Annotated in this window: 18 protein-coding genes, 1 tRNA gene and 1 other RNA gene; 14 read left to right on the top strand and 6 right to left on the bottom strand. The window is 64.7% G+C overall.

The window, feature by feature from the left end:
- Positions 1-58 precede the first annotated feature (58 nt).
- The gene (locus GRI55_RS10550) at positions 59-1,375 is read left to right on the top strand and encodes a sensor histidine kinase (RefSeq protein WP_160767306.1); all 1,317 of its coding nucleotides are present in this window, start codon (positions 59-61) and stop codon (positions 1,373-1,375) included.
- Between the two features lie 14 nt (positions 1,376-1,389).
- Here the strand turns inward: GRI55_RS10550 and GRI55_RS10545 are convergent, their stop codons facing one another.
- Complete coding sequence (locus GRI55_RS10545; protein WP_160767138.1) at positions 1,390-1,686, bottom strand: chorismate mutase; 297 nt, start codon at positions 1,684-1,686, stop codon at positions 1,390-1,392.
- A 65-nt stretch (positions 1,687-1,751) separates the two neighbouring features.
- On the opposite strand from GRI55_RS10545, the gene GRI55_RS10540 reads away from it, so the two are divergent.
- The 6 genes from GRI55_RS10540 to GRI55_RS10515 all read left to right on the top strand — a co-directional run bounded on the left by GRI55_RS10540 (position 1,752) and on the right by GRI55_RS10515 (position 8,021).
- Positions 1,752-2,768 (top strand): polyprenyl synthetase family protein, encoded by a 1,017-nt coding sequence (locus tag GRI55_RS10540; protein WP_160767137.1) that lies wholly within the window; start codon positions 1,752-1,754, stop codon positions 2,766-2,768.
- Between the two features lie 100 nt (positions 2,769-2,868).
- A complete protein-coding gene (gene hrpB, locus GRI55_RS10535) occupies positions 2,869-5,295 on the top strand; it encodes an ATP-dependent helicase HrpB (RefSeq protein ID WP_307019183.1) in 2,427 nt (808 codons plus the stop codon).
- Between the two features lie 15 nt (positions 5,296-5,310).
- Positions 5,311-5,589, top strand: coding sequence for an ETC complex I subunit (locus GRI55_RS10530; protein WP_063505540.1), 279 nt, complete (start codon positions 5,311-5,313; stop codon positions 5,587-5,589).
- Positions 5,590-5,691: 102 nt separating this feature from the next.
- Positions 5,692-5,786: signal recognition particle sRNA small type (gene ffs, locus GRI55_RS10525), an RNA gene on the top strand.
- 61 nt (positions 5,787-5,847) lie between these two features.
- Positions 5,848-7,689: a DNA polymerase III subunit gamma/tau gene (locus tag GRI55_RS10520; protein WP_160767135.1), complete on the top strand. Its 1,842-nt coding sequence runs from the start codon at positions 5,848-5,850 to the stop codon at positions 7,687-7,689.
- Positions 7,686-8,021, top strand: coding sequence for a YbaB/EbfC family nucleoid-associated protein (locus GRI55_RS10515; RefSeq protein WP_063505538.1), 336 nt, complete (start codon positions 7,686-7,688; stop codon positions 8,019-8,021). Before GRI55_RS10520 ends, GRI55_RS10515 begins: the two co-directional genes overlap by 4 nt.
- A 112-nt stretch (positions 8,022-8,133) precedes the next feature.
- Here the strand turns inward: GRI55_RS10515 and GRI55_RS15005 are convergent, their stop codons facing one another.
- Complete coding sequence (locus GRI55_RS15005; RefSeq protein ID WP_237452495.1) at positions 8,134-8,328, bottom strand: hypothetical protein; 195 nt, start codon at positions 8,326-8,328, stop codon at positions 8,134-8,136.
- Positions 8,329-8,512: 184 nt separating this feature from the next.
- Between GRI55_RS15005 and lon the strand changes: the two genes are divergently transcribed.
- Positions 8,513-10,900, top strand: a complete 2,388-nt coding sequence (gene lon / locus GRI55_RS10510) for an endopeptidase La (RefSeq protein ID WP_160767134.1) — start codon at positions 8,513-8,515, stop codon at positions 10,898-10,900.
- Positions 10,901-11,153: 253 nt separating this feature from the next.
- Positions 11,154-11,426, top strand: a complete 273-nt coding sequence (locus GRI55_RS10505; protein WP_050600063.1) for an HU family DNA-binding protein — start codon at positions 11,154-11,156, stop codon at positions 11,424-11,426.
- 91 nt (positions 11,427-11,517) lie between these two features.
- Here GRI55_RS10505 and GRI55_RS10500 read toward each other — a convergent pair whose 3' ends face one another.
- Complete coding sequence (locus GRI55_RS10500) at positions 11,518-12,348, bottom strand: hypothetical protein (RefSeq protein ID WP_160767133.1); 831 nt, start codon at positions 12,346-12,348, stop codon at positions 11,518-11,520.
- A gap of 25 nt (positions 12,349-12,373) precedes the next feature.
- On the bottom strand, positions 12,374-13,162 hold the full coding sequence (gene rlmB / locus GRI55_RS10495) for a 23S rRNA (guanosine(2251)-2'-O)-methyltransferase RlmB (protein WP_063505098.1): 789 nt from the start codon (positions 13,160-13,162) through the stop codon (positions 12,374-12,376).
- A 142-nt stretch (positions 13,163-13,304) separates the two neighbouring features.
- Between rlmB and GRI55_RS10490 the strand changes: the two genes are divergently transcribed.
- A tRNA-Tyr gene (locus tag GRI55_RS10490) sits at positions 13,305-13,390 on the top strand.
- Between the two features lie 46 nt (positions 13,391-13,436).
- Here the strand turns inward: GRI55_RS10490 and GRI55_RS10485 are convergent.
- Positions 13,437-14,147, bottom strand: coding sequence for a Crp/Fnr family transcriptional regulator (locus GRI55_RS10485; RefSeq protein ID WP_050600021.1), 711 nt, complete (start codon positions 14,145-14,147; stop codon positions 13,437-13,439).
- 143 nt (positions 14,148-14,290) lie between these two features.
- On the opposite strand from GRI55_RS10485, the gene GRI55_RS10480 reads away from it, so the two are divergent.
- From GRI55_RS10480 to GRI55_RS10470, 3 genes are read left to right on the top strand one after another with little or no spacing between them, the layout of a single operon-like run.
- Positions 14,291-15,433, top strand: coding sequence for a beta-ketoacyl-ACP synthase III (locus tag GRI55_RS10480; protein WP_160767132.1), 1,143 nt, complete (start codon positions 14,291-14,293; stop codon positions 15,431-15,433).
- Positions 15,434-15,472: 39 nt separating this feature from the next.
- Positions 15,473-16,225: a phosphatidylserine decarboxylase gene (locus tag GRI55_RS10475; RefSeq protein ID WP_063505101.1), complete on the top strand. Its 753-nt coding sequence runs from the start codon at positions 15,473-15,475 to the stop codon at positions 16,223-16,225.
- Entirely contained in the window at positions 16,222-17,022 is an 801-nt protein-coding gene (locus GRI55_RS10470) for a CDP-alcohol phosphatidyltransferase family protein (protein WP_063505102.1), read from the top strand. The genes GRI55_RS10475 and GRI55_RS10470 overlap by 4 nt, the downstream gene beginning before the upstream one ends.
- On the opposite strand, the gene GRI55_RS10465 is transcribed toward GRI55_RS10470, so the two are convergent.
- The gene (locus GRI55_RS10465) at positions 17,006-17,242 is read right to left on the bottom strand and encodes a hypothetical protein (protein WP_063505103.1); all 237 of its coding nucleotides are present in this window, start codon (positions 17,240-17,242) and stop codon (positions 17,006-17,008) included. The two genes, GRI55_RS10470 and GRI55_RS10465, sit on opposite strands and share 17 nt — an antisense overlap.
- Before the next feature lie 352 nt (positions 17,243-17,594).
- Between GRI55_RS10465 and rpsB the strand changes: the two genes are divergently transcribed.
- Entirely contained in the window at positions 17,595-18,347 is a 753-nt protein-coding gene (gene rpsB / locus GRI55_RS10460) for a 30S ribosomal protein S2 (RefSeq protein WP_050600016.1), read from the top strand.
- The last annotated feature ends 8 nt before the right edge of the window (positions 18,348-18,355 follow it).

Raw genomic sequence — 18,355 nt, 5'->3', positions numbered from 1 at the left:
CGAAAATCCGGTGACCGTGGCCACGCCGCCGCCCGCCAAACGCAGCCTGGCGCGGCGGATGATGGCGATTGCCGCGCTGTGGATCGGCGTGCTGCTGCTCGGCGGCGGTTTCGCGCTCGATCGGACGCTGGTCCGGCTGGTCGAGGACAATTTCGACGAACAGCTCGAATATGTGCAGACCGCGCTGATCACTTCGGCCGAAATCGACAGCTTCGGGGATGTGCAGCTGTATCGCTCTCTCGGCGACCAGCGGTTCCTCGAACCCAATAGCGGGGTTTATTGGCAGGTGACCGGCGAAGGGCACCAGCCGTTCCCCAGTCGCAGCCTGTGGGATCGCAACCTGAAGGTCCAGGGCGATCACTTCGACAACGAACCCCATTTCTACGATTCGGACCAGTTCGAGGACGAACCGTTGCGGATCGTCGAACGCACGGTCATCCTGCCCGACAGCGACACGCGCTGGACCTTCGCGGTGGCTTCGGCCCGCGACGAGCTCGATTACCAGATCACGCGGATCCGTTCGATCCTGGTCTGGAGTTTCGCCGCGCTCGGGCTCGGTTTGCTGACGATGGCGATGCTGCAGAGCTGGTACGGCCTGTCGCCGCTGCGCCGGGTGCGCGAGGCGATCCTGGCGATGCGGACGCATGGCACCAACCGGATTACTGCGCCGCTCCCGCTCGAGGTCGAACCGCTGGTCGATGAGATCAACGCACTGCTGGCCCATACCGAGCAGCAGGCCGAGGAAGCCCGCATGCATGCCGGCAATCTGGCGCATGCGCTCAAGACCCCGCTCACCGTCCTGACCAACGCCGCGACAGCGCACGATCCGCGCCTGTCCGATCTGGTGTGCCGCGAAACCAAGACGATGCAGCGCCATGTCGAGCACCATCTTGCCCGCGCGCGTGCCGTGGGCCGGCGGGCCAGCGGCCATGCGCGTGCCGAAGTCTGGCCAAGCGCGGAAAGCGTGCTGCGCGCCGTAACCCGGATTTACGAGGACACCCGCTTCGACCTCGATGGCAACCGCGATGCCGCGGTCGCGATGGAACGGCAGGATCTCGACGAGATACTGGGCAATCTGATCGAGAACGCTGCCAAATACGGAGGTGGCAGCGTGTTCGTGACGATCGATGCCGAGCGCGCGGCGAAGGACTGCACGATCTGGATCGAGGATGACGGTATGGGCATCCCCGAAAGCGCGCGCGCGAAAATCTTCGACCGCGGTGCACGGCTCGACACGGGCAAGCCCGGCACCGGGCTCGGCCTCGCCATCGTCCGCGATGTCGTCCAGATCTACGGCGGTTCGGTGGATCTCGGCGAAAGCGAGGACCTGGGCGGCTTGCTGGTTCGCCTGACGCTGCCGCGCAGTGCGCCGTAGCGCGCGGCTGCCAGTTAGCGGCCGGCAGCGCGTTCGTGGTGGCGGATGACCTCATCGATGATGAAGCGCAGGAATTTCTCGCTGAATTCGGGGTCCAGTTCGCTTTCCTCGGCCAGGTTCCGCAGCCGTGCGATCTGCGCCTGTTCGCGCGAGGGATCGGCGGGCGGCAGCGTGGCCCTCGCCTTGTATTCGCCCACGGCCTGAGTGATGCGGAACCGTTCGGCCAGCATGTGGATCAGGGCGGCGTCGATGTTGTCGATGCTCTTGCGAAAGCCGGCGAGCACAGGATCGGGCGGGGCGTTATCGGACATCTGGGTAGGCTAACAAGAAATGTACGCTTGCCAAGAAAGCTTGCGCAGACCATGGCCAAGCCGAAATGTCTGCCGACGTACTTACCCTGCCGCGCAAGGAGCCCGAAGGATCGATCGAGCCGATGCTGGCTCTCACCGCTCCGGGCATGAACCAGGTCAATCAGGTCATCCTTGACCGAATGCAAAGCGAGGTGCCGTTGATCCCGGCGCTTGCGGGTCACCTGATTTCGGGCGGCGGCAAGCGCCTGCGCCCGATGCTGACGCTCGCGGGTGCGGAGCTGGTCGGTTACACGGGCAACCGGCAGCACAAGCTCGCCGCGGCGGTAGAGTTCATCCACACCGCGACGCTGCTCCACGACGACGTCGTCGACGGCAGCGACCTGCGGCGCGGCAAGGCGGCCGCCAATATCATCTACGGCAACCCGGCGACCGTGCTGGTGGGCGATTTCCTCTTCAGCCGCTCGTTCGAACTGATGACCGAAGACGGCAGTCTCAAGGTTCTCAAAATCCTGTCGGGCGCATCGGCGATCATTGCCGAAGGCGAAGTCGACCAGCTCACCGCGCAGCGCAAGATCGACACCAGCGAGGAACGCTACCTCCATATCATTCGCGCGAAGACCGCCGCGCTGTTCGCTGCGGCCAGCCGCATTGCTGCGGTGGTCGCGGAATGCAGCGAGGAACAGGAGCAGGCGCTCGACGAATATGGCCGCAATCTCGGGGTGGCATTCCAGCTCGTCGACGATGCGATGGATTACGATTCGAATGCGGCCGCCATGGGCAAGGACCGGGGCGACGATTTCCGCGAAGGCAAGATGACGCTGCCGGTCATTCTGGCCTATGCGCGGGGTAGCGCGGAAGAGCGTGAATTCTGGAAGGCAGCCATCGGCGGCTTCAAGACCAGCGATGCGGATCTCGACCATGCGATCGAACTGATCGATCGGCACAATGCGGTGGCGGACACGAAAGCACGTGCGCGTCACTTTGCGCAGTGCGCGATCGATGCCCTGTCGATTTTCCCCGACGGTACCGCGCGGCAGGCGATGACGCAGGCTGCGCTGTTCTCTGTCGCACGCGGGTACTGAGCGGCTTCACGCTACCGACCACATCCGGATGGGTCTGGCTGGGCAGCGGTTGCCCAAGCCGTCTCGACTTCATGCGGACGACGGGGTTAGGGGCAGGGCCGTGAGCCATCTACCCATCCACGCGGTCCTGCCCGATTTGCTTGACGCGCTGCGCATGCACAGCGGGGCCGTGCTGGTCGCGCCGCCGGGCGCAGGCAAGACAACCGCGGTGGCGCCCGCACTGCTCGACCAGCCGTGGTGCAATGGCACCGTGATCCTCACTTCGCCCCGCCGCGTTGCAGCGCGGGCCGCGGCCGAGCGGATGGCGCAGGCGCTGGGGGAAAAGCCCGGCGAAACGATCGGTTATCTGACCCGGCTCGACACAAAGCGATCCGCACGAACGCGCGTGCTGGTCATGACCGAGGCGATTTTCGTCAACACCGTGCTCGCCGATCCCGAGTTGGCGGGCATTTCGGCGGTGCTGTTCGACGAAGCGCACGAAAGGCACCTCGACAGCGACCTGGGGCTTGCGCTCGCGCTCGAAAGCCGAGCGGTGCTGCGCGAGGATTTGCGCGTGCTGGTCATGTCGGCGACCATCGACGGCGCGCGCTTCCGCACGCTGCTCGGTGACGACGCGCGCATGATCGAAAGCGCGGGGCGTGCGCACCCGCTGCAGATTGAATGGCTGGGCGCGATGCCGCAAATTCCGGTGGAAGACGCGGTCGCCAAGGCGATCGGCACGGCCTGGCGCGAACAGGCGGGCGACATCCTTGCCTTCCTGCCAGGCGTGCGCGAGATCGAGCGCACGCGCGAACGGCTGGAAGGCCGCTTGCCGAATGCGCTCGTCCTCCCGCTGCACGGGCAAGTCGATCCGGCGGGCCAGCGCGCCGCGATCCGGCGCGATCCCGAGGGGCGTCGGCGGATCGTGCTGGCAACTGCCATCGCCGAGACATCGCTCACGCTCGACGGCGTCTCGATCGTCGTCGATGCCGGCCTGTCCCGCCGCGCGGAATTCGACCGCGCGGCCGGGACCACGCGGCTGGTCACACATCGCGCGAGCCAGGCGGCTGCCGCGCAGCGGACAGGCCGCGCCGCGCGGCAGGGCCCGGGTGTCGCCTACCGGCTATGGGAAGAAGCAGGTCACGCGGGCCGTCCCGCATTCGATCCGCCCGAAATGGAAACCGCCGATCTTGCTCCTCTGGTGCTGGCGCTGGCGCAATGGGGCACGGGCGATCCAGGCGAACTGGCATGGCTTGATCCGCCGCCTGCCGCTTCGATCGCCGCGGCACGCAGCACACTGGCAGAACTGGGGGCACTCGATGCCAAAGGGCGCATTACCGAGACGGGAAGCAAGCTCGCCAAGCTCCCTCTCGACCCGCAGGGAGCGGCGTGCGTGCTGTTCGGTGCCGAACACGGCGTAGCAGAAGATGCGGCGCGGCTCGCCCTGTTGCTCCAGGAACGAGGGCTCGGCGGGCAGGGCGAAGATCTGGAAGCGCGTCTCGCTCGCTGGAACGCGGACCGGGGCGCGCGTGCGGAAGCGAACCGCAGGCTGGCGAGCCGCTGGGCGAAAACCGCACGCAACCTCGTTTCGGCGAACGTGGATGCCAACCGGCCCCCATCCGGCATCCTCCTCGCAGCCGGACGACCCGAATTCGTTGCCCGGCGCCGCGATGCGAGTGGAGAGAGCTGGATCGCCGCCGGCGGGCGCGGTTTCGTCCTCGCCCCGGCATCGCCGCTCGCACGCGCCGACTATCTCGTCATCGGTGATGCGCAGGGGCAGGCCAAGGGGGCGCGGATCACTTCGGCAATCGCGCTGGCCGAAAGCGATATCGAACGCTGGTTGCCCGAGCGGATCGAACGCCGGCAGGTCCTAAGATGGAATGGGGAACGGGTCGAGGCCCTGCTCGAACGCAGGCTCGGCGCGGTCACTCTCGCGCGCGGACCCGACCCTTCGCCGGACCCGCAGGCCATCGCTGCGCTGCTGTTGGAAAAGGCGCGGCAGGATCCGGCAAAACTCCTTCCCGCGGAACTGCTTGCGCGTGCAAGCTATGCCGGGATCGAAGCGCTTTCACCCGAGGCCCTGGCGCAGACCGCAGACCTCTGGCTGCTGCCGCTGGTCGAGGGGCGGCGCGATCTGAACATACCGAAGGGCAGACTGGTCGATGCGGTGCTGGGCCAGCTCGATTGGGATAGCCGCCAGACGCTCGACAGGGCAGCTCCTCGCGTATTTGCTTCGCCTGCAGGCACGACGCATGCGATCGACTATACGGGGGATGATGCACCGAGCGTCGAAGTGCGCGTGCAGGCACTGTTCGGGCTGGAACGCCATCCGCTGGTCGGACGCACGCCCTTGCTGCTCAAGCTGACGAGTCCCGCGGGGCGTCCGATCCAGTCGACGCGCGACCTGCCGGGGTTCTGGCGGGGGAGCTGGGCCGACGTGCGCAAGGACATGAAGGGCCGTTACCCCAAGCACCGCTGGCCCGAGCAGCCTTGGGCGGAAAAGCCGAGTTTGAAAACCAAGAACGCCTTTTCAAAAACCGGCGGCTGACTTAAGGGCGCACCCATGGCAGCACGAATCTATCAGCGACCGAAGAACGCCATGCAGTCGGGCAGGGCCCGGACCGATGAATGGGTGCTCGAATTCGAGCAGTCAGAAGCGCGGCGTCCCGATCCGCTGATGGGGTGGACCGGCAGCGGCGATACGCAGGCGCAGGTTCAGCTGACTTTTCCGACGAAGGAAGAGGCGCAGGCCTATGCGCGCAAATACGATATCGTTGCCCGCGTCCATGCTACGCCGCCCAAGAGCCTCAAACTGCAGGCCTACGCCGACAATTTTCGCTGAGCGCAGTTCGTCCTTCAGCAGGATAACCAGTGGCTGATAGCGCTGCCGCGAATGCCCGGCCTGGGGGCTGGACAAAACCTGCCAACCTTACCATATGGCGCGCCGGGAGTCGGTCGGACGTTTGCGTTCGCTCACCGGGTCAGGTCCGGAAGGAAGCAGCCCAGGTGAATTGCGGCGGGTCGGCCGGCTCCTCTTTCACCCACAATTCGTAACCGTGACGGCATGACTTTTGCCGCGGTAGTGCCTACCTAGTCGGCGATGGGTGATTCACCGGACAATCCTGACAGACCCCCGTGGGACGGCGCCGCGCAAGAGGTCGATACGCCCAGTGCGGCGGACCTCGAGAAGGCGGGGCAGGAACAGATGTTCGGCGGTGCTGCACCGCAGCCTGCCGCGCCAGTGGCGTCGCATGCCGATAGCCCGGCAGAAGCATCGCCTCCGCCAACTGTAAATGCCGCCAATCCGGCGCCGGTCGATCCCGCACAGCCCTACCGCGTTCTCGCGCGCAAGTACCGGCCGCAGACCTTCGCCGAACTCATCGGGCAGGAAGCGATGGTGCGTACGCTGGCCAATGCGATCGCGCGCAACCGGCTGGCGCATGCCTTCCTGATGACGGGCGTGCGCGGGGTGGGCAAGACATCAACCGCCCGGCTTATCGCGAAGGCCCTGAACTGCGTCGGACCCGACGGGCAGGGCGGCCCGACCATCAGCCCGTGCGGCGTGTGCGAACCCTGCCGGGCGATTGCCGAGGGGCGCCATATCGACGTGATCGAGATGGACGCCGCCAGCCATACCGGCGTCGACGATGTGCGCGAGATCATCGAAGCGGTGCGCTACGCGGCCGTTTCGGCGCGCTACAAGATCTACATTATCGACGAAGTCCACATGTTGTCGCGCAACGCTTTCAACGCCTTGCTCAAGACGCTGGAAGAACCGCCCGCGCATGTGAAGTTCCTGTTCGCCACCACGGAGGTCGAAAAGCTTCCGGTGACAGTGCTCAGCCGCACGCAGCGGTTCGATCTGCGGCGCATCCCTTCCGAACTGCTCGAAGCGCATTTTGCGTCGATCTGCGAAAAGGAAGGCGTCGAGGCGGAAGCCGAGGCGCTGCACATCGTTGCCAACGCGGCAGAGGGTTCGGTTCGCGACGGGTTGTCGATCCTCGACCAGGCCATCGCGCACGCCGATCTCGATACCGACAGCAAGGTGACCGCAGCGCGGGTTCGCGACATGCTGGGCCTGGCCGACAAGAGCGCGCAGCGGCGCCTGTTCGGCCACATGCTGGAGGGCGAGGGCAAGGCCCTGCTCGAGGCGGTCGACGAACAATATGCACTGGGCGTAGAGCCGCTGGCGCTGCTGCGCGCACAGATGGATGTGGCCCACCGGATCACGGTGGCACAGGTTTCCGGCAACGAGCCCGAAGGGGTAAGCGCGGACGAGCGCGAGCAGCTGGCGGAATGGGCCGCGCAGATCCCCGCCGGCCAGTTGCACCGTCTGTGGCAATTGCTGCTCAAGGGGCACGAGGAAGTCCGGCTTGCGCCCGATCCGCTGGTTGCGCTGCGCATGGCGCTGCTGCGCACCCTGCATGCCGGACAGATGCCCGATCCGGGCAAGCTGGCCAGGAAGCTCGAAACCCTTTCCGAGCGTGGACCTGCGCCAGCATCTCCCCCCGCACCGGAAGGCGGGGGCGAGGCGGCCCCGCAAGCGGCGCTGGACTGGAAGGAAACGGTCGATGCGATCGACGCTTCGGGGATGATGCAGCAGGCCAGCGTCATGCGCCTGCAGGTGCGGGTGGTTGAGTTTACCGAGGGTACCCTGCGCTACGGGCGCGATGCGAAATATTCCGAAGATATCGCGCCGGTCCTGCGCGAGACATTGCACCGCCATACCGGCAAGCGCTGGACGGTCGAGGAAGTGCCGGGCGGGGATGGCGCGCCCTCGCTGGTCGAAGTGGCCGAGGCCGAGCGTGATGCGGCCGCCGCAGCAACACGGGCGCATCCGCTCGTCAGGGCTGCGCTCGACACCTTCCCCGAAGCGGAATTGATTGAAGACGGCGGCGCATCCTCCCAGCGCCGCGAAATCCCTTGGAGTAGAAAAGCATGAACATGGAAGAAATGCTCGCGCAGGCGCAGAAAGCCGCAGAAACGATCCAGAAGCAGATGAGCGATGCCCAGGCCAAGCTCGACGAAATCGAAGTCGAAGGATCGGCCGGCGGCGGCCTCGTAAAGGTGCGCGCGACCGCGCGGGGCCGGATCGTCGGCGTTGCGATCGACGACAGCCTGATGAAGCCCGAAGAAAAGCAGATGCTCGAGGATCTGGTGACGGCGGCGTTCAACGACGCGCGTGATCGCGCCGATCGCGTATCGGGTCAGGAAATGGACAAGATCCAGCAGGGCGCCGGCCTTCCCGCCGGGTTCAAGCTGCCCGGAATGTAAGATCGGGGTGCGCGCCGGGTCGGTGCGCGCTCTCAGCGGGCCAAACACGGCCTTTCCGCCAATGTGCACTTCCCTGGCCGGGGCGTTTCAGAAGCGCTCCGGCCATGACATATCAGTCCTGCCGAGGATGCGGTCGTCGCCGTTCGTCCAGATCGCGGTTGTTGTCGAAGGTGCGCCAGCCCTCGCGGTCACGGATCAAAGCCGCGTCGCACCGCGCGCAATTCGTCCGGAAATTCATCCCATCGTCCCAGACATGGCGACGGTTCACGCGATGGCCGCGCATTTTACAGACCATTGAACCCAGCATCGCTAGCCCTCCCACTGCAGAACGCGTCTTGGCACCGAGTCGGTGTATGGTTAAGCGACATTAAACGCGTGTGAAGCGCGTCACCAGCCATCCACATGACTTTGACCGGCGGCGTTGCGTTGCGGGACATGGCTCACCATATTCCTCGGGAACGGCCGACAAAGGCCCCCAATGGAATTGATTGATGACCCAGAGCTACCCCCTTCTTCCCCTGCGTGACATCGTGGTGTTCCCCGGCATGGTGGTGCCGCTGTTCGTGGGACGTGACAAATCGGTCGCCGCGCTTGAATCGGCGATGGAAGGAAGCAAGGACATCTTCCTGCTCGCGCAGCTCGACCCCGGCTGCGACGATCCCGAGCGCGACGATCTGTTCGACGTCGGCGTGGTGGCGCAGGTCCTGCAGCTGCTCAAGCTGCCCGACGGCACCGTTCGTGTGCTGGTTCAGGGGTCGGCGCGGGCATCGCTCGAAGCGCTCGAACCGCGCGGCGAATTCGTCGAAGCGGTGGTTTCGTCGAGCGATCTGGTAACCGCTTCGGGCAATGAAGTGATCGCGATGATGCGGCAGGTGGTCGAACAGTTCGGCGAATACGCCAAGCTCAACAAGAAGTTGGGCGAGGACGCGGCGGACCAGCTGGGCGATATCGACGATGCCGGCGAGCTCGCGGATACGATTGCCGCAGCGATCAACGCCAAGGTGTCGGACAAGCAGGCGCTGCTGGTCGAGCGCGACCCGCTCAAGCGGCTCGAAATGGTCATGTCCTTCATGGAAGGCGAGCTGTCGGTGCTGCAGGTGGAGCGCCGGATCCGTGGCCGCGTGAAGCGGCAGATGGAAAAGACCCAGCGCGAATACTATCTCAACGAACAGCTCAAGGCGATCCAGAACGAGCTGGGCGGCGACGACGACGCGAGCGACGAAATCGCCGAACTGACCGAAAAGATCGCCAAGACCAAGCTCAGCAAGGAAGCCCGCGAAAAGGCCGAAGCCGAGCTCAAGAAGCTCAAGGCCATGCAGCCGATGAGCGCCGAAGCGACGGTCATCCGCAATTATCTGGATGTGCTGCTCGACCTGCCCTGGGGCAAGAAGAGCAAGGTCAAGAAAGACATCGGCAAGGCGCAGCAGGTGCTCGATGCCGATCACTACGGGCTCGAGAAGGTCAAGGACCGGATCATCGAATATCTCGCGGTGCAGGCGCGCACGCGCAAGCTGAAGGGGCCGATCCTGTGCCTCGTCGGCCCGCCGGGCGTCGGCAAGACCTCGCTGGGCAAGAGCATCGCCAAGGCGACGGGACGCGAATTCGTGCGCCAGTCGCTCGGCGGCGTGCGCGACGAAGCGGAAATCCGAGGGCACCGGCGCACCTATATCGGCTCGCTCCCGGGCAAGATCGTCACCAACCTCAAGAAGGCGGGCAAGATCAACCCGCTGTTCCTGCTCGACGAGATCGACAAGCTGGGCCAGGACTTCCGCGGCGATCCCGCTTCGGCGCTGCTCGAAGTGCTCGACCCCGAACAGAACAGCAAGTTCCAGGACCACTATCTGGAACTCGATCTCGACCTGTCGGACATCATGTTCGTGACGACGGCGAACAGCCTGAACCTGCCGCAGCCCCTGCTCGACCGGATGGAGATCATCCGGCTCGAAGGCTATACCGAGGACGAAAAGGTCGAGATCGCCCAGCGCCACCTGCTTGCCAAGCAGATCGAGGAACATGGCCTCAAGGAAGGCGAATTCGAGCTGACCGAAGAAGGTTTGCGCGACCTGATCCGCTATTACACCCGCGAGGCGGGCGTGCGCACGCTGGAGCGGGAACTCGCCCGGCTGGCTCGCAAGAGCCTGCGCAAGATCCTCGAAAACGAGGTCGAAAGCGTCACGATTACGCCTGACAACCTCAGCGAGTTTGCCGGGGTGCGCAAGTTCAAGCACGGCATGAGCGAGGAAGAACCTCAGGTCGGTGCCGTGACCGGGCTCGCCTGGACCGAGGTCGGCGGCGAACTGCTGACGATCGAAAGCGTCACCACGCCGGGCAAGGGCGAGATCAAGACCACCGGCAAGCTCGGCGAAGTGATGAATGAAAGCGTCGCCGCGGCGTTCAGTTTCGTGAAGGCGCGCGCGCCGCATTACGGGATCAAGCCGAGCCTGTTCCAGCGCCGCAACATCCACATTCACTTGCCCGAAGGGGCAGTGCCGAAGGATGGCCCCAGCGCTGGCGTGGGGATGGTCACCTCGATCGTCTCGACGCTGTCGGGGATCTCGGTACGGCCCGATGTCGCCATGACCGGCGAGGTCACGCTGCGGGGCCGCGTTCTCGCCATCGGCGGGTTGAAGGAAAAGCTCCTCGCCGCACTGCGCGGCGGGATCGGCAAAGTCCTGATCCCCGAGGAGAACGTCAAGGACCTCGCGGAAATCCCCGCGAATGTGAAGGACGGGTTGGAAATCGTTCCCGTGGCCCATGTCGACGAAGTGCTCGCGCATGCGCTGTGCAGCGTGCCGGACCCGATCGAATGGACCGAAGCCGACGATCTCGCAGCGCAGCCCGACCACGCACAAAGAGTGGCATCACAGACTGCGCATTAACAATTGATGTGCTGCATTGCAGCGACTCGCATGGTCCGCGGACTCGGTTTCGCGGACCATGTCGCGTGACCACTCGCCAGATTGATTGGTGAATTCGCGGTTCACCCTAGTTTTCCGCTGTCTTGCCCTGAAATCCGCTGTTTTCAGCCAAAAATGCCTTTGACAGCGCGCCTAAAAAACTCTCAATTCCTCCGTCTTCGCCGAGGCGATTCAGCCATTCCCACCCGAAGACAAAACAAGGGGGTTTCCCAGAATGAACAAGAACGACCTGATCACCGCAGTCTCCGACTCCAGCGGCCTTTCCAAGAGCGACGCTTCGAGCGCGGTCGAAGGCGTTTTCGACGCCATCACCAAGTCGCTGTCGAGCGGCGACGAAGTGCGCCTGGTGGGCTTTGGCACGTTTTCGGTCGCCAAGCGCAAGGCCTCGACCGGTCGTAACCCGCGCACTGGCGAGCCGATGACGATCAAGGCTTCGAACCAGCCCAAGTTCAAGGCCGGCAAGGGCCTCAAGGACGCCGTGAACTAAGCACGATTTCCGCATCCGCGCGCTTGACGCGCGGATGGAACCGAACTGCGCCGCGCTTTCCATCCCGGGAGGCGCGGCGTTTTCGTATCGTTCAGTCGAATGCCACCAGCGCGGTGGGCGGCTGCTGCTTCGACGGCCCTACATTCCACCTCAGCGACTGCCCGCGTGCGTGCGGCTTGGGGCCTTCATCGGTGTTGTTCGCCAGGATCCGTCCATCGGTGACGATCGTGAATGTGCCTTGGGGCACGACAATTCGCGGGGCTTCGCCGCTTTCCTCGGCCTGTGCCATGGCAGCAAGGGCGGCGAAAGACGCCGTGCCCCAGGACGGTTCTTCCTTCCCTGCAGCAAAGGCGGGGGCATCGACGCGTACTTCGCCGCCGTCGCGCAGGTTGATGCTCACGAAAGCATTGGCCCCCGGCATCCCTTCGACCGTGGGAAAGACGAAATCGTGCGTCAGTGTCCCAGCAGTGACGAAGCTCACATCAAAGAGGCCGTCACCCCGGTACTCGACCTTTTCCCAGCCCCGCTGGCGTTCCAGCCGCGTAGCGATCTCCTGCGCGGCCTGGGGGTCGGACGGATCGATACTGCCGACGAACTGGCGCAGCATTTCCGCTTCGCGTACGCGCTCTGCCGCGCGTTCGCCGGCAGTCTCTTCCCATTCAGCGCGCTGCGCAGCGATCTCGGTCTCGCTGCACTCGCGGACCTCGTAATCCTCGTCATAGCATTCGGCTTCGAAGCGCTCTTCACTCGCCCGGTTCATCTGTGCCAGCTGGCTGAGGGCGAGCATTTCGATCTCGCCGTCATAAGCGAAGGAGAACCTTTCGTCGGAATACAGATGCAGCTCGCTGCTGAACGTCCCCGGCGACAACAGGCATCCCCCGAGCGCGAACGATGCGGACAGCGCGATAAGGATGCGGTTCATGTCGGTTCCCCCGTGTTGAAGTGGGCTAGCGCGTGGCGACCGCGTAGAGCGCTATCGCTCCCGCGTTGGACACGTTGAGGCTCTCGATCTGGTCTCCGATCGGCAGTTTCGCGAGCACGTCGCAATGCGATTCGATATTCTGCCGCATGCCTTCGCCTTCGGCCCCGAGCACCAGCGCGATGGGGCCTGCGGCCAGCGTTTCGCCCAGCGTCGCATCTGCAGTGCCGGTCAGACCGATGCGCCAGTATCCCGCCTCGGCGATCTGCTCGAGCGCGCGTGCCAGATTGACGACGCGGACCCAGGGCAGCACTTCGAGTGCGCCGGAGGCCGATTTGCCAATCACGCCGCCTTCGGGCGGGGCATGGCGATCCTGTGTGACAAGCGCGGCGGCGCCGAATGCGGCCGCGGAACGCATGATGGCGCCGACATTGTGCGGATCGGTGACCTGGTCGAGCACCACGATCGGGCGCGCCGGGTCTCCGTCCAGTACCTCGTCGAGATGCATGTCTTCCAGCGGCGCGCATTCGAGCACGAGTCCCTGGTGCGGGGCATCCTTGGCCACCAGCCGCGCCAGATCGGTCGCTTCGGCGTATTCGAGCGGGAAATCCGCCGGCAATTCGCCATCGAGCGTATCGATTGCATCGCGCGTCGCCCATAGCTTGCGATGCACCCGGTCGGGGTTCTTGAGCGCGGCTTCCACCGCGTGCCGGCCCCACAGGCGCACCTGCCCCGATCCCGCGCGGCCGCTGCCCCGGCCGCCCTTCATTCGGCCCGCACGGCCCCTGAGTGCGCGTTTGCGTTCGCCTTTAGCCATCGAATACGTCCTGTCTGTAACTTTGCATGGGCCTGTGCCAGCGAGGGCATTGACAGGCAAGCGCCGCTTCGCCAAAGGGGCGCCTCTCGGCACGGGGTCGGACTATCCGATCCCTCGATTTCCTCAGTGAAATGGCCCGTGTGGACAGGTGGCCGAGTGGTTAAAGGCAGCAGACTGTAAATCTGCCCGCGCAAGCGTACGCTGGTTCGAATCCAGCCCTGTCCACCACCGCCACCCTCTACTAAATGACAAACCGGCCCGCGGGGCTCGGCGGTCAGCTCGCGCGCGCCTCGAGGTCGGGTAGATCCTGCAGGACGATTTCACGGCGCGAGGGCAAGTCGATGACGCCCGCATTGCGCAGCCGGGTCAGTTGCCGGCTCACCGTTTCGATGGTCAGGCCCAGCACATCGGCGATCTGCTGCCGAGAAAGCGGCAGCGGGACGTGGGTGCCTGCGCGGGCTTTGGCGTTGCCCAGCCGTTCGCCGATCTCCAGGAGAAAGCTGGCGACCTTCTGTTCGGCAGTCATCCGCCCCAGCAGCAACATCCAGCGCCGGCTGCGATCGAGTTCGGTCAGCGTTCGTTCGAGCAATTTGTGTTCGAGCCGGGGGTGATCCCTGGCGAAGCGTTCGAAATCCTTCCGTTCGAAGACGCAGATGACCGTGTCGGTCAGCGCCTCGACTCCATAGGGCGAGGTTTCGCCGAAAGGCCGGCCGAGGAAATCCGAGGGATAGACGAGCCCGAGGATCTGTTCCTTGCCATCGGACAGATGCGTCGAGAGCTTGAGCATGCCTTCGATGACGTTGGCCACCAGCACGGCCTCGTCGCCTTCCCACATCAGCTGCTCGCCTGCGACCAAATGGCGCCGTCGGCCAATGCCGTTGAGCAGGCCGATCTCGCGATCATCGAGATCGGCACAAATCGCGCGATTGCGGATCGCGCAGGCATCGCAGAAGCTGGTCGGACGGCTGAGGGACAGTTCGGGCATGCGGCTGCGGTATCGAGTCGCCGTGTCATTGCCAAGAGGGGGCATCGGTCTGGACTGCGGCGTCTCGCGGCGCAGCGGCCGGACGGCAGGGCGGGGCCGGTTAGACGGTTGCGAGAAAATCTGAGCGAGACTAACCAGCCGCAATGAGCCAGAACCAGAATTCGGCCGGGCGCGCGGTCATCTCCTCCACCGGGCTGTTCACGCCCGGCGAAACCATAACCAATGAAGAACTCGTCGAAAGCTACAATCGCTACGTCGAGATATTCAATGCCGACAATGCGCAGGCGATTGCGGCGGGCGAAGTCGCGGAACTGCAGCCCAGTTCGGTAGAGTTCATCGAAAAGGCGAGCGGGATCAAGGCGCGCCACGTGATGACCAAGGCGCCGATCCTCGACCCGGAAACCATGGCGCCGCGGATGCGCGAACGGTCGAACGACGAACCTTCGGTGATGGCGGAGATCGGCGTCAAGGCGGCGCGCGATGCGCTCGAGCGGGCAGGCCGCGACGTGGCCGATGTCGACGCTGTGCTGTGCGCGGCGTCCAACATGGAACGCGCCTATCCGGCAATGGCAATCGAGATCCAGCAGGAGCTGGGGATCGACGGTTTCGCCTTCGACATGAATGTCGCATGCTCGTCCGCGACCTTCGGCATCCAGACCGCTGCCGATTACATTCGCGCGGGCAATGCGCGCAGCGTGCTGGTGGTCAGTCCCGAAGTCACTAGCGGCCACCTCAACTGGCGCGATCGCGACAGCCATTTCATCTTCGGCGATGTGGCGACCGCCGTCCTTGTCGAGGATGCCGAAATGGCCCCGGCAGAGCATTGGGATATCCTCGGTACGCGGCTCAAGACCGTATTCTCGAACAACATCCGCAACAATTTCGGCTTCCTCAACCGCGCTTCACCCGAAGGCGAGGGGAAGCCGGACAAGCTGTTCGTCCAGGAAGGCCGCAAGGTCTTCAAGGAGGTCGTGCCGATGGTCGCCGAAATGATCGTGACCGAAGCGGAGCGACTTGGCATCGATCCGCAGGCGCTGCGCCGGCTATGGCTGCATCAGGCCAATGCGGGGATGAACCGGCTGATCGCGCAGCGGGTGCTGGGGCACGAAGCCAGTGCGGACGAAAGCCCTACGGTGCTCGATACCTATGCCAACACTTCCAGCGCCGGGTCGATCATTGCCTTTCACAAGCACCACGAAGATCTGTCGGCCGGCGATACGGGGCTGATCTGCAGCTTCGGCGCCGGATACTCGGCGGGGGCGGTGTTCGTGCGCAAGGTGGGATGACACCTTGTGACCGTGGGGCCCAGGCCCTAGGTGTTTGCGATGGCAGGTGATCTTCTCGACAATCGTGGCCGCGGCGACGTGCGCTGGTCATGGCCGCCGATTCATCCCGAAGGACGCAAGTTCGGCGCGGTCGCGGTGCTCGTCAGCCTCGTGTTCCTGATCGGTTTCGACTGGGAGATCATCGGCTGGCCGCTCCTGCTCCTCTCGCTCGGCATCTTCGCCTTCTTTCGCGATCCCGAGCGCGTGGTGCCGCAGGATGACCGGGTGATCCTGTCCCCCGCCGACGGGCTCGTTTCGCTGATCGCGCAGGTCGACCCGCCCGAGGAAATGATGGTCGACGACGGCACCGGCCATCCCGGGCTTACCCCGGGGCGGGTGACACGCATTTCGATTTTCATGTCGGTCTTCGATGTGCATATCAACCGGGCACCGATCGCGGGCACGGTTCGCCGGGTGGTCTATATCCCCGGCGAGTTCTTCGACGCGGGTCTCGACAAGGCGAGCGAGCAGAACGAACGGCAGCACTTGTTGATCGAGAGGACCGATGGGCTGAAGATCGGCTTCACGCAAATTGCGGGCCTGATCGCACGGCGGATCGTCCCCTTCGTCAAGCCCGGAGACACGGTCGGTGTGGGGCAGCGGATCGGACTGATCCGCTTCGGCAGCCGGGTCGATGTCTATCTTCCTGCCGGAACCGATCCCAAGGTCCTGCTGGGCCAGAAAGTCGTCGCAGGTGAAACCGTGCTGGCCGAAATCGGATCGCAGCAATTGCTTGAGGGTGTAGCACAATGACCGAACACGATAAGGCTGTCCGCCTGGGGCCGAAAGCGACCGAGGACGAACCGCCCGCCGAGATCCACACGCGCGCGCTGACCTTGCGCGCGATGATCCCCAATGCGGTTACCGCCGCCGCGCTGTGTTCCGGACTGACCGGCATCCGCTTCGCGATCGACGAGAACTGGGGTGCCGCGGTCGTCGCCGTCATCCTTGCCGGCGTGCTCGACGGGGTTGATGGCCGGGTCGCGCGTGCGCTGAAGGCGCAGTCGCGCTTCGGGGCTGAGCTTGACAGCCTGGCCGATTCGCTCAGCTTCGGCACCGCGCCCGCAATCATAATCTTCCTGTGGTCGTTGTCGGCGGAGCCGCGGCTCGGCTGGTTTGCCGCGCTCGCTTTCGCGATCTGCTGTGCGCTGCGCCTCGCGCGGTTCAATGCGCAGATCGATGTGGAGGACCAGCCGCATAAATCGCTCGGCTTCCTCACCGGCGTGCCCGCGCCGATCGGGGCGGGCCTCGCCTTCGCGCCGTTCTATCTGTGGATGGCAACGGGAATGGAAGAGCTGCGCAATCCCATTCTGGTCGGCATATGGCTGGCCACGATAGCCGTTCTCATGATCTCCAACATCGCTACCCCCAGCTGGACCTCGCTGCGCCCGCGGAGGGGAATCCGGCTCGAGGTGCTGGCTTTCGTGGGTCTCCTGTTCGCCGCACTGCTGGTCGAGCCATGGTGGACGCTCAGCGCGATCTGTGCCGGTTACCTGCTGCTGCTACCCTATTCGCTATTGCGCTACGCCCGTTTCAAGCGGCGCGGCTGATCCCGCGGTTCGCTGTCCGCAGAGCAGCAGGGCGGAGCAATGCGGGACGCGCTGCGCCGGAGGTCGGACGCAGCGCGGGAAGGGCGCCGTCCGCCTGGCCAGGGAGTTCGCGGCGCAGGCTTGAAAAGGCCGACCACCAGCGCAGCGCGCTGTCGGCCAGAACGGCTGCGGTCGCCGCGGTCATGGCGGCAAACAACGTGAGCAGGACCAGTGCGAACATCTCTAAATCTCCCTAGATGCCTGTCGACAAACCTGTTGACAGACCGGGCCCAGCCGTGTGGAAAACCAGCACTGCAACGCGGCTGTTCCGTTGCTGGAACATTTGTTCTCTTTTTGTTCTGCGCTGTCAAGCGGTAACTGACTCGTAAATTCCGTTTCGCATCCGGAATTGATGCTGGATTTTGTCCGGCCGCAGCGCTAAGGGCGCGCGGTCTGCAACGCATTCGGGCGATTCCCGGTCGTTGCGCTGCGGGCAAATCCACATGGAAGGCGCACATACCGGTGCCCGCCGCGGGACATGACCGCATTCGGGTTCCAGCTTTCCAGAGGCATAACCGGAAAGGAATTCTACTATGGCGGCACCTACCGTCACGATGCAGGAACTGATCGAGGCCGGATCGCATTTCGGCCACCAGACCCACCGCTGGAACCCGCGCATGAAGCCGTACATCTTCGGCGCGCGCAACGGCATCCACATCATCGACCTGTCGCAGACCGTGCCGCTGTTTGCGCGCGCGCTCGACTTCGTCCAGCAGACGGCCCGTTCGGGCGGCAAGGTGCTGTTCGTCGGGACCAAGCGCCAGGCGCAGGACGCGATCCGCGAAGCCGCGCTCGCTTCGGGCCAGCACTTCGTCAACCATCGCTGGCTCGGCGGCATGCTGACCAACTGGAAGACGATCAGCGAACGCATCAAGTATCTCAAGTCGCTTGATGAACGGCTGTCGGGCGACACTGCCGGCCTGACCAAGAAGGAAGTCCTCGACCTGACCCGCAAGCGGGACAAGCTCGAACTTTCGCTGGGCGGCATCCGCGACATGGGCGGTATTCCCGACGTGATGTTCGTGATCGACGCCAACATGGAAGATCTGGCGATCAAGGAAGCCAACGTTCTCGGCATCCCCGTGGTTGCCGTGCTCGACACCAATGTCGACCCCGAGGGCATCGCCTTCCCGATCCCGGGCAATGACGACGCTGCCCGCGCCATCCGCCTCTACTGCGAAGCGGTCGCCAATGCGGCCAAGAGCGGCAAGGGCGACGGCGTGCAGGATTCGGGTGCCGATGTCGGCGCGATGGAAAATCCGCCCGAGGAAACCGTCGGGGCCTGAGCCCTCCA

This window comes from Qipengyuania citrea (assembly GCF_009828015.1).
In the GTDB taxonomy this organism is placed as follows: domain Bacteria; phylum Pseudomonadota; class Alphaproteobacteria; order Sphingomonadales; family Sphingomonadaceae; genus Qipengyuania; species Qipengyuania citrea.
This window is presented reverse-complemented; position numbering and strand designations above follow the sequence as displayed.

Bases quoted from the DNA above. Each gene is read 5' to 3' on its own strand.
- GRI55_RS10550 (WP_160767306.1), top strand. From the start codon at position 59: ATGATGGCGATTGCCGCGCTGTGGATCGGCGTGCTGCTGCTCGGCGGC.
- GRI55_RS10545 (WP_160767138.1), bottom strand. From the start codon at position 1,686: ATGTCCGATAACGCCCCGCCCGATCCTGTGCTCGCCGGCTTTCGCAAG.
- GRI55_RS10540 (WP_160767137.1), top strand. From the start codon at position 1,752: ATGTCTGCCGACGTACTTACCCTGCCGCGCAAGGAGCCCGAAGGATCG.
- GRI55_RS10530 (WP_063505540.1), top strand. From the start codon at position 5,311: ATGGCAGCACGAATCTATCAGCGACCGAAGAACGCCATGCAGTCGGGC.
- GRI55_RS10520 (WP_160767135.1), top strand. From the start codon at position 5,848: ATGGGTGATTCACCGGACAATCCTGACAGACCCCCGTGGGACGGCGCC.
- GRI55_RS10515 (WP_063505538.1), top strand. From the start codon at position 7,686: ATGAACATGGAAGAAATGCTCGCGCAGGCGCAGAAAGCCGCAGAAACG.
- GRI55_RS15005 (WP_237452495.1), bottom strand. From the start codon at position 8,328: ATGCTGGGTTCAATGGTCTGTAAAATGCGCGGCCATCGCGTGAACCGT.
- lon (WP_160767134.1), top strand. From the start codon at position 8,513: ATGACCCAGAGCTACCCCCTTCTTCCCCTGCGTGACATCGTGGTGTTC.
- GRI55_RS10505 (WP_050600063.1), top strand. From the start codon at position 11,154: ATGAACAAGAACGACCTGATCACCGCAGTCTCCGACTCCAGCGGCCTT.
- GRI55_RS10500 (WP_160767133.1), bottom strand. From the start codon at position 12,348: ATGAACCGCATCCTTATCGCGCTGTCCGCATCGTTCGCGCTCGGGGGA.
- rlmB (WP_063505098.1), bottom strand. From the start codon at position 13,162: ATGGCTAAAGGCGAACGCAAACGCGCACTCAGGGGCCGTGCGGGCCGA.
- GRI55_RS10485 (WP_050600021.1), bottom strand. From the start codon at position 14,147: ATGCCCGAACTGTCCCTCAGCCGTCCGACCAGCTTCTGCGATGCCTGC.
- GRI55_RS10480 (WP_160767132.1), top strand. From the start codon at position 14,291: ATGAGCCAGAACCAGAATTCGGCCGGGCGCGCGGTCATCTCCTCCACC.
- GRI55_RS10475 (WP_063505101.1), top strand. From the start codon at position 15,473: ATGGCAGGTGATCTTCTCGACAATCGTGGCCGCGGCGACGTGCGCTGG.
- GRI55_RS10470 (WP_063505102.1), top strand. From the start codon at position 16,222: ATGACCGAACACGATAAGGCTGTCCGCCTGGGGCCGAAAGCGACCGAG.
- GRI55_RS10465 (WP_063505103.1), bottom strand. From the start codon at position 17,242: ATGTTCGCACTGGTCCTGCTCACGTTGTTTGCCGCCATGACCGCGGCG.
- rpsB (WP_050600016.1), top strand. From the start codon at position 17,595: ATGGCGGCACCTACCGTCACGATGCAGGAACTGATCGAGGCCGGATCG.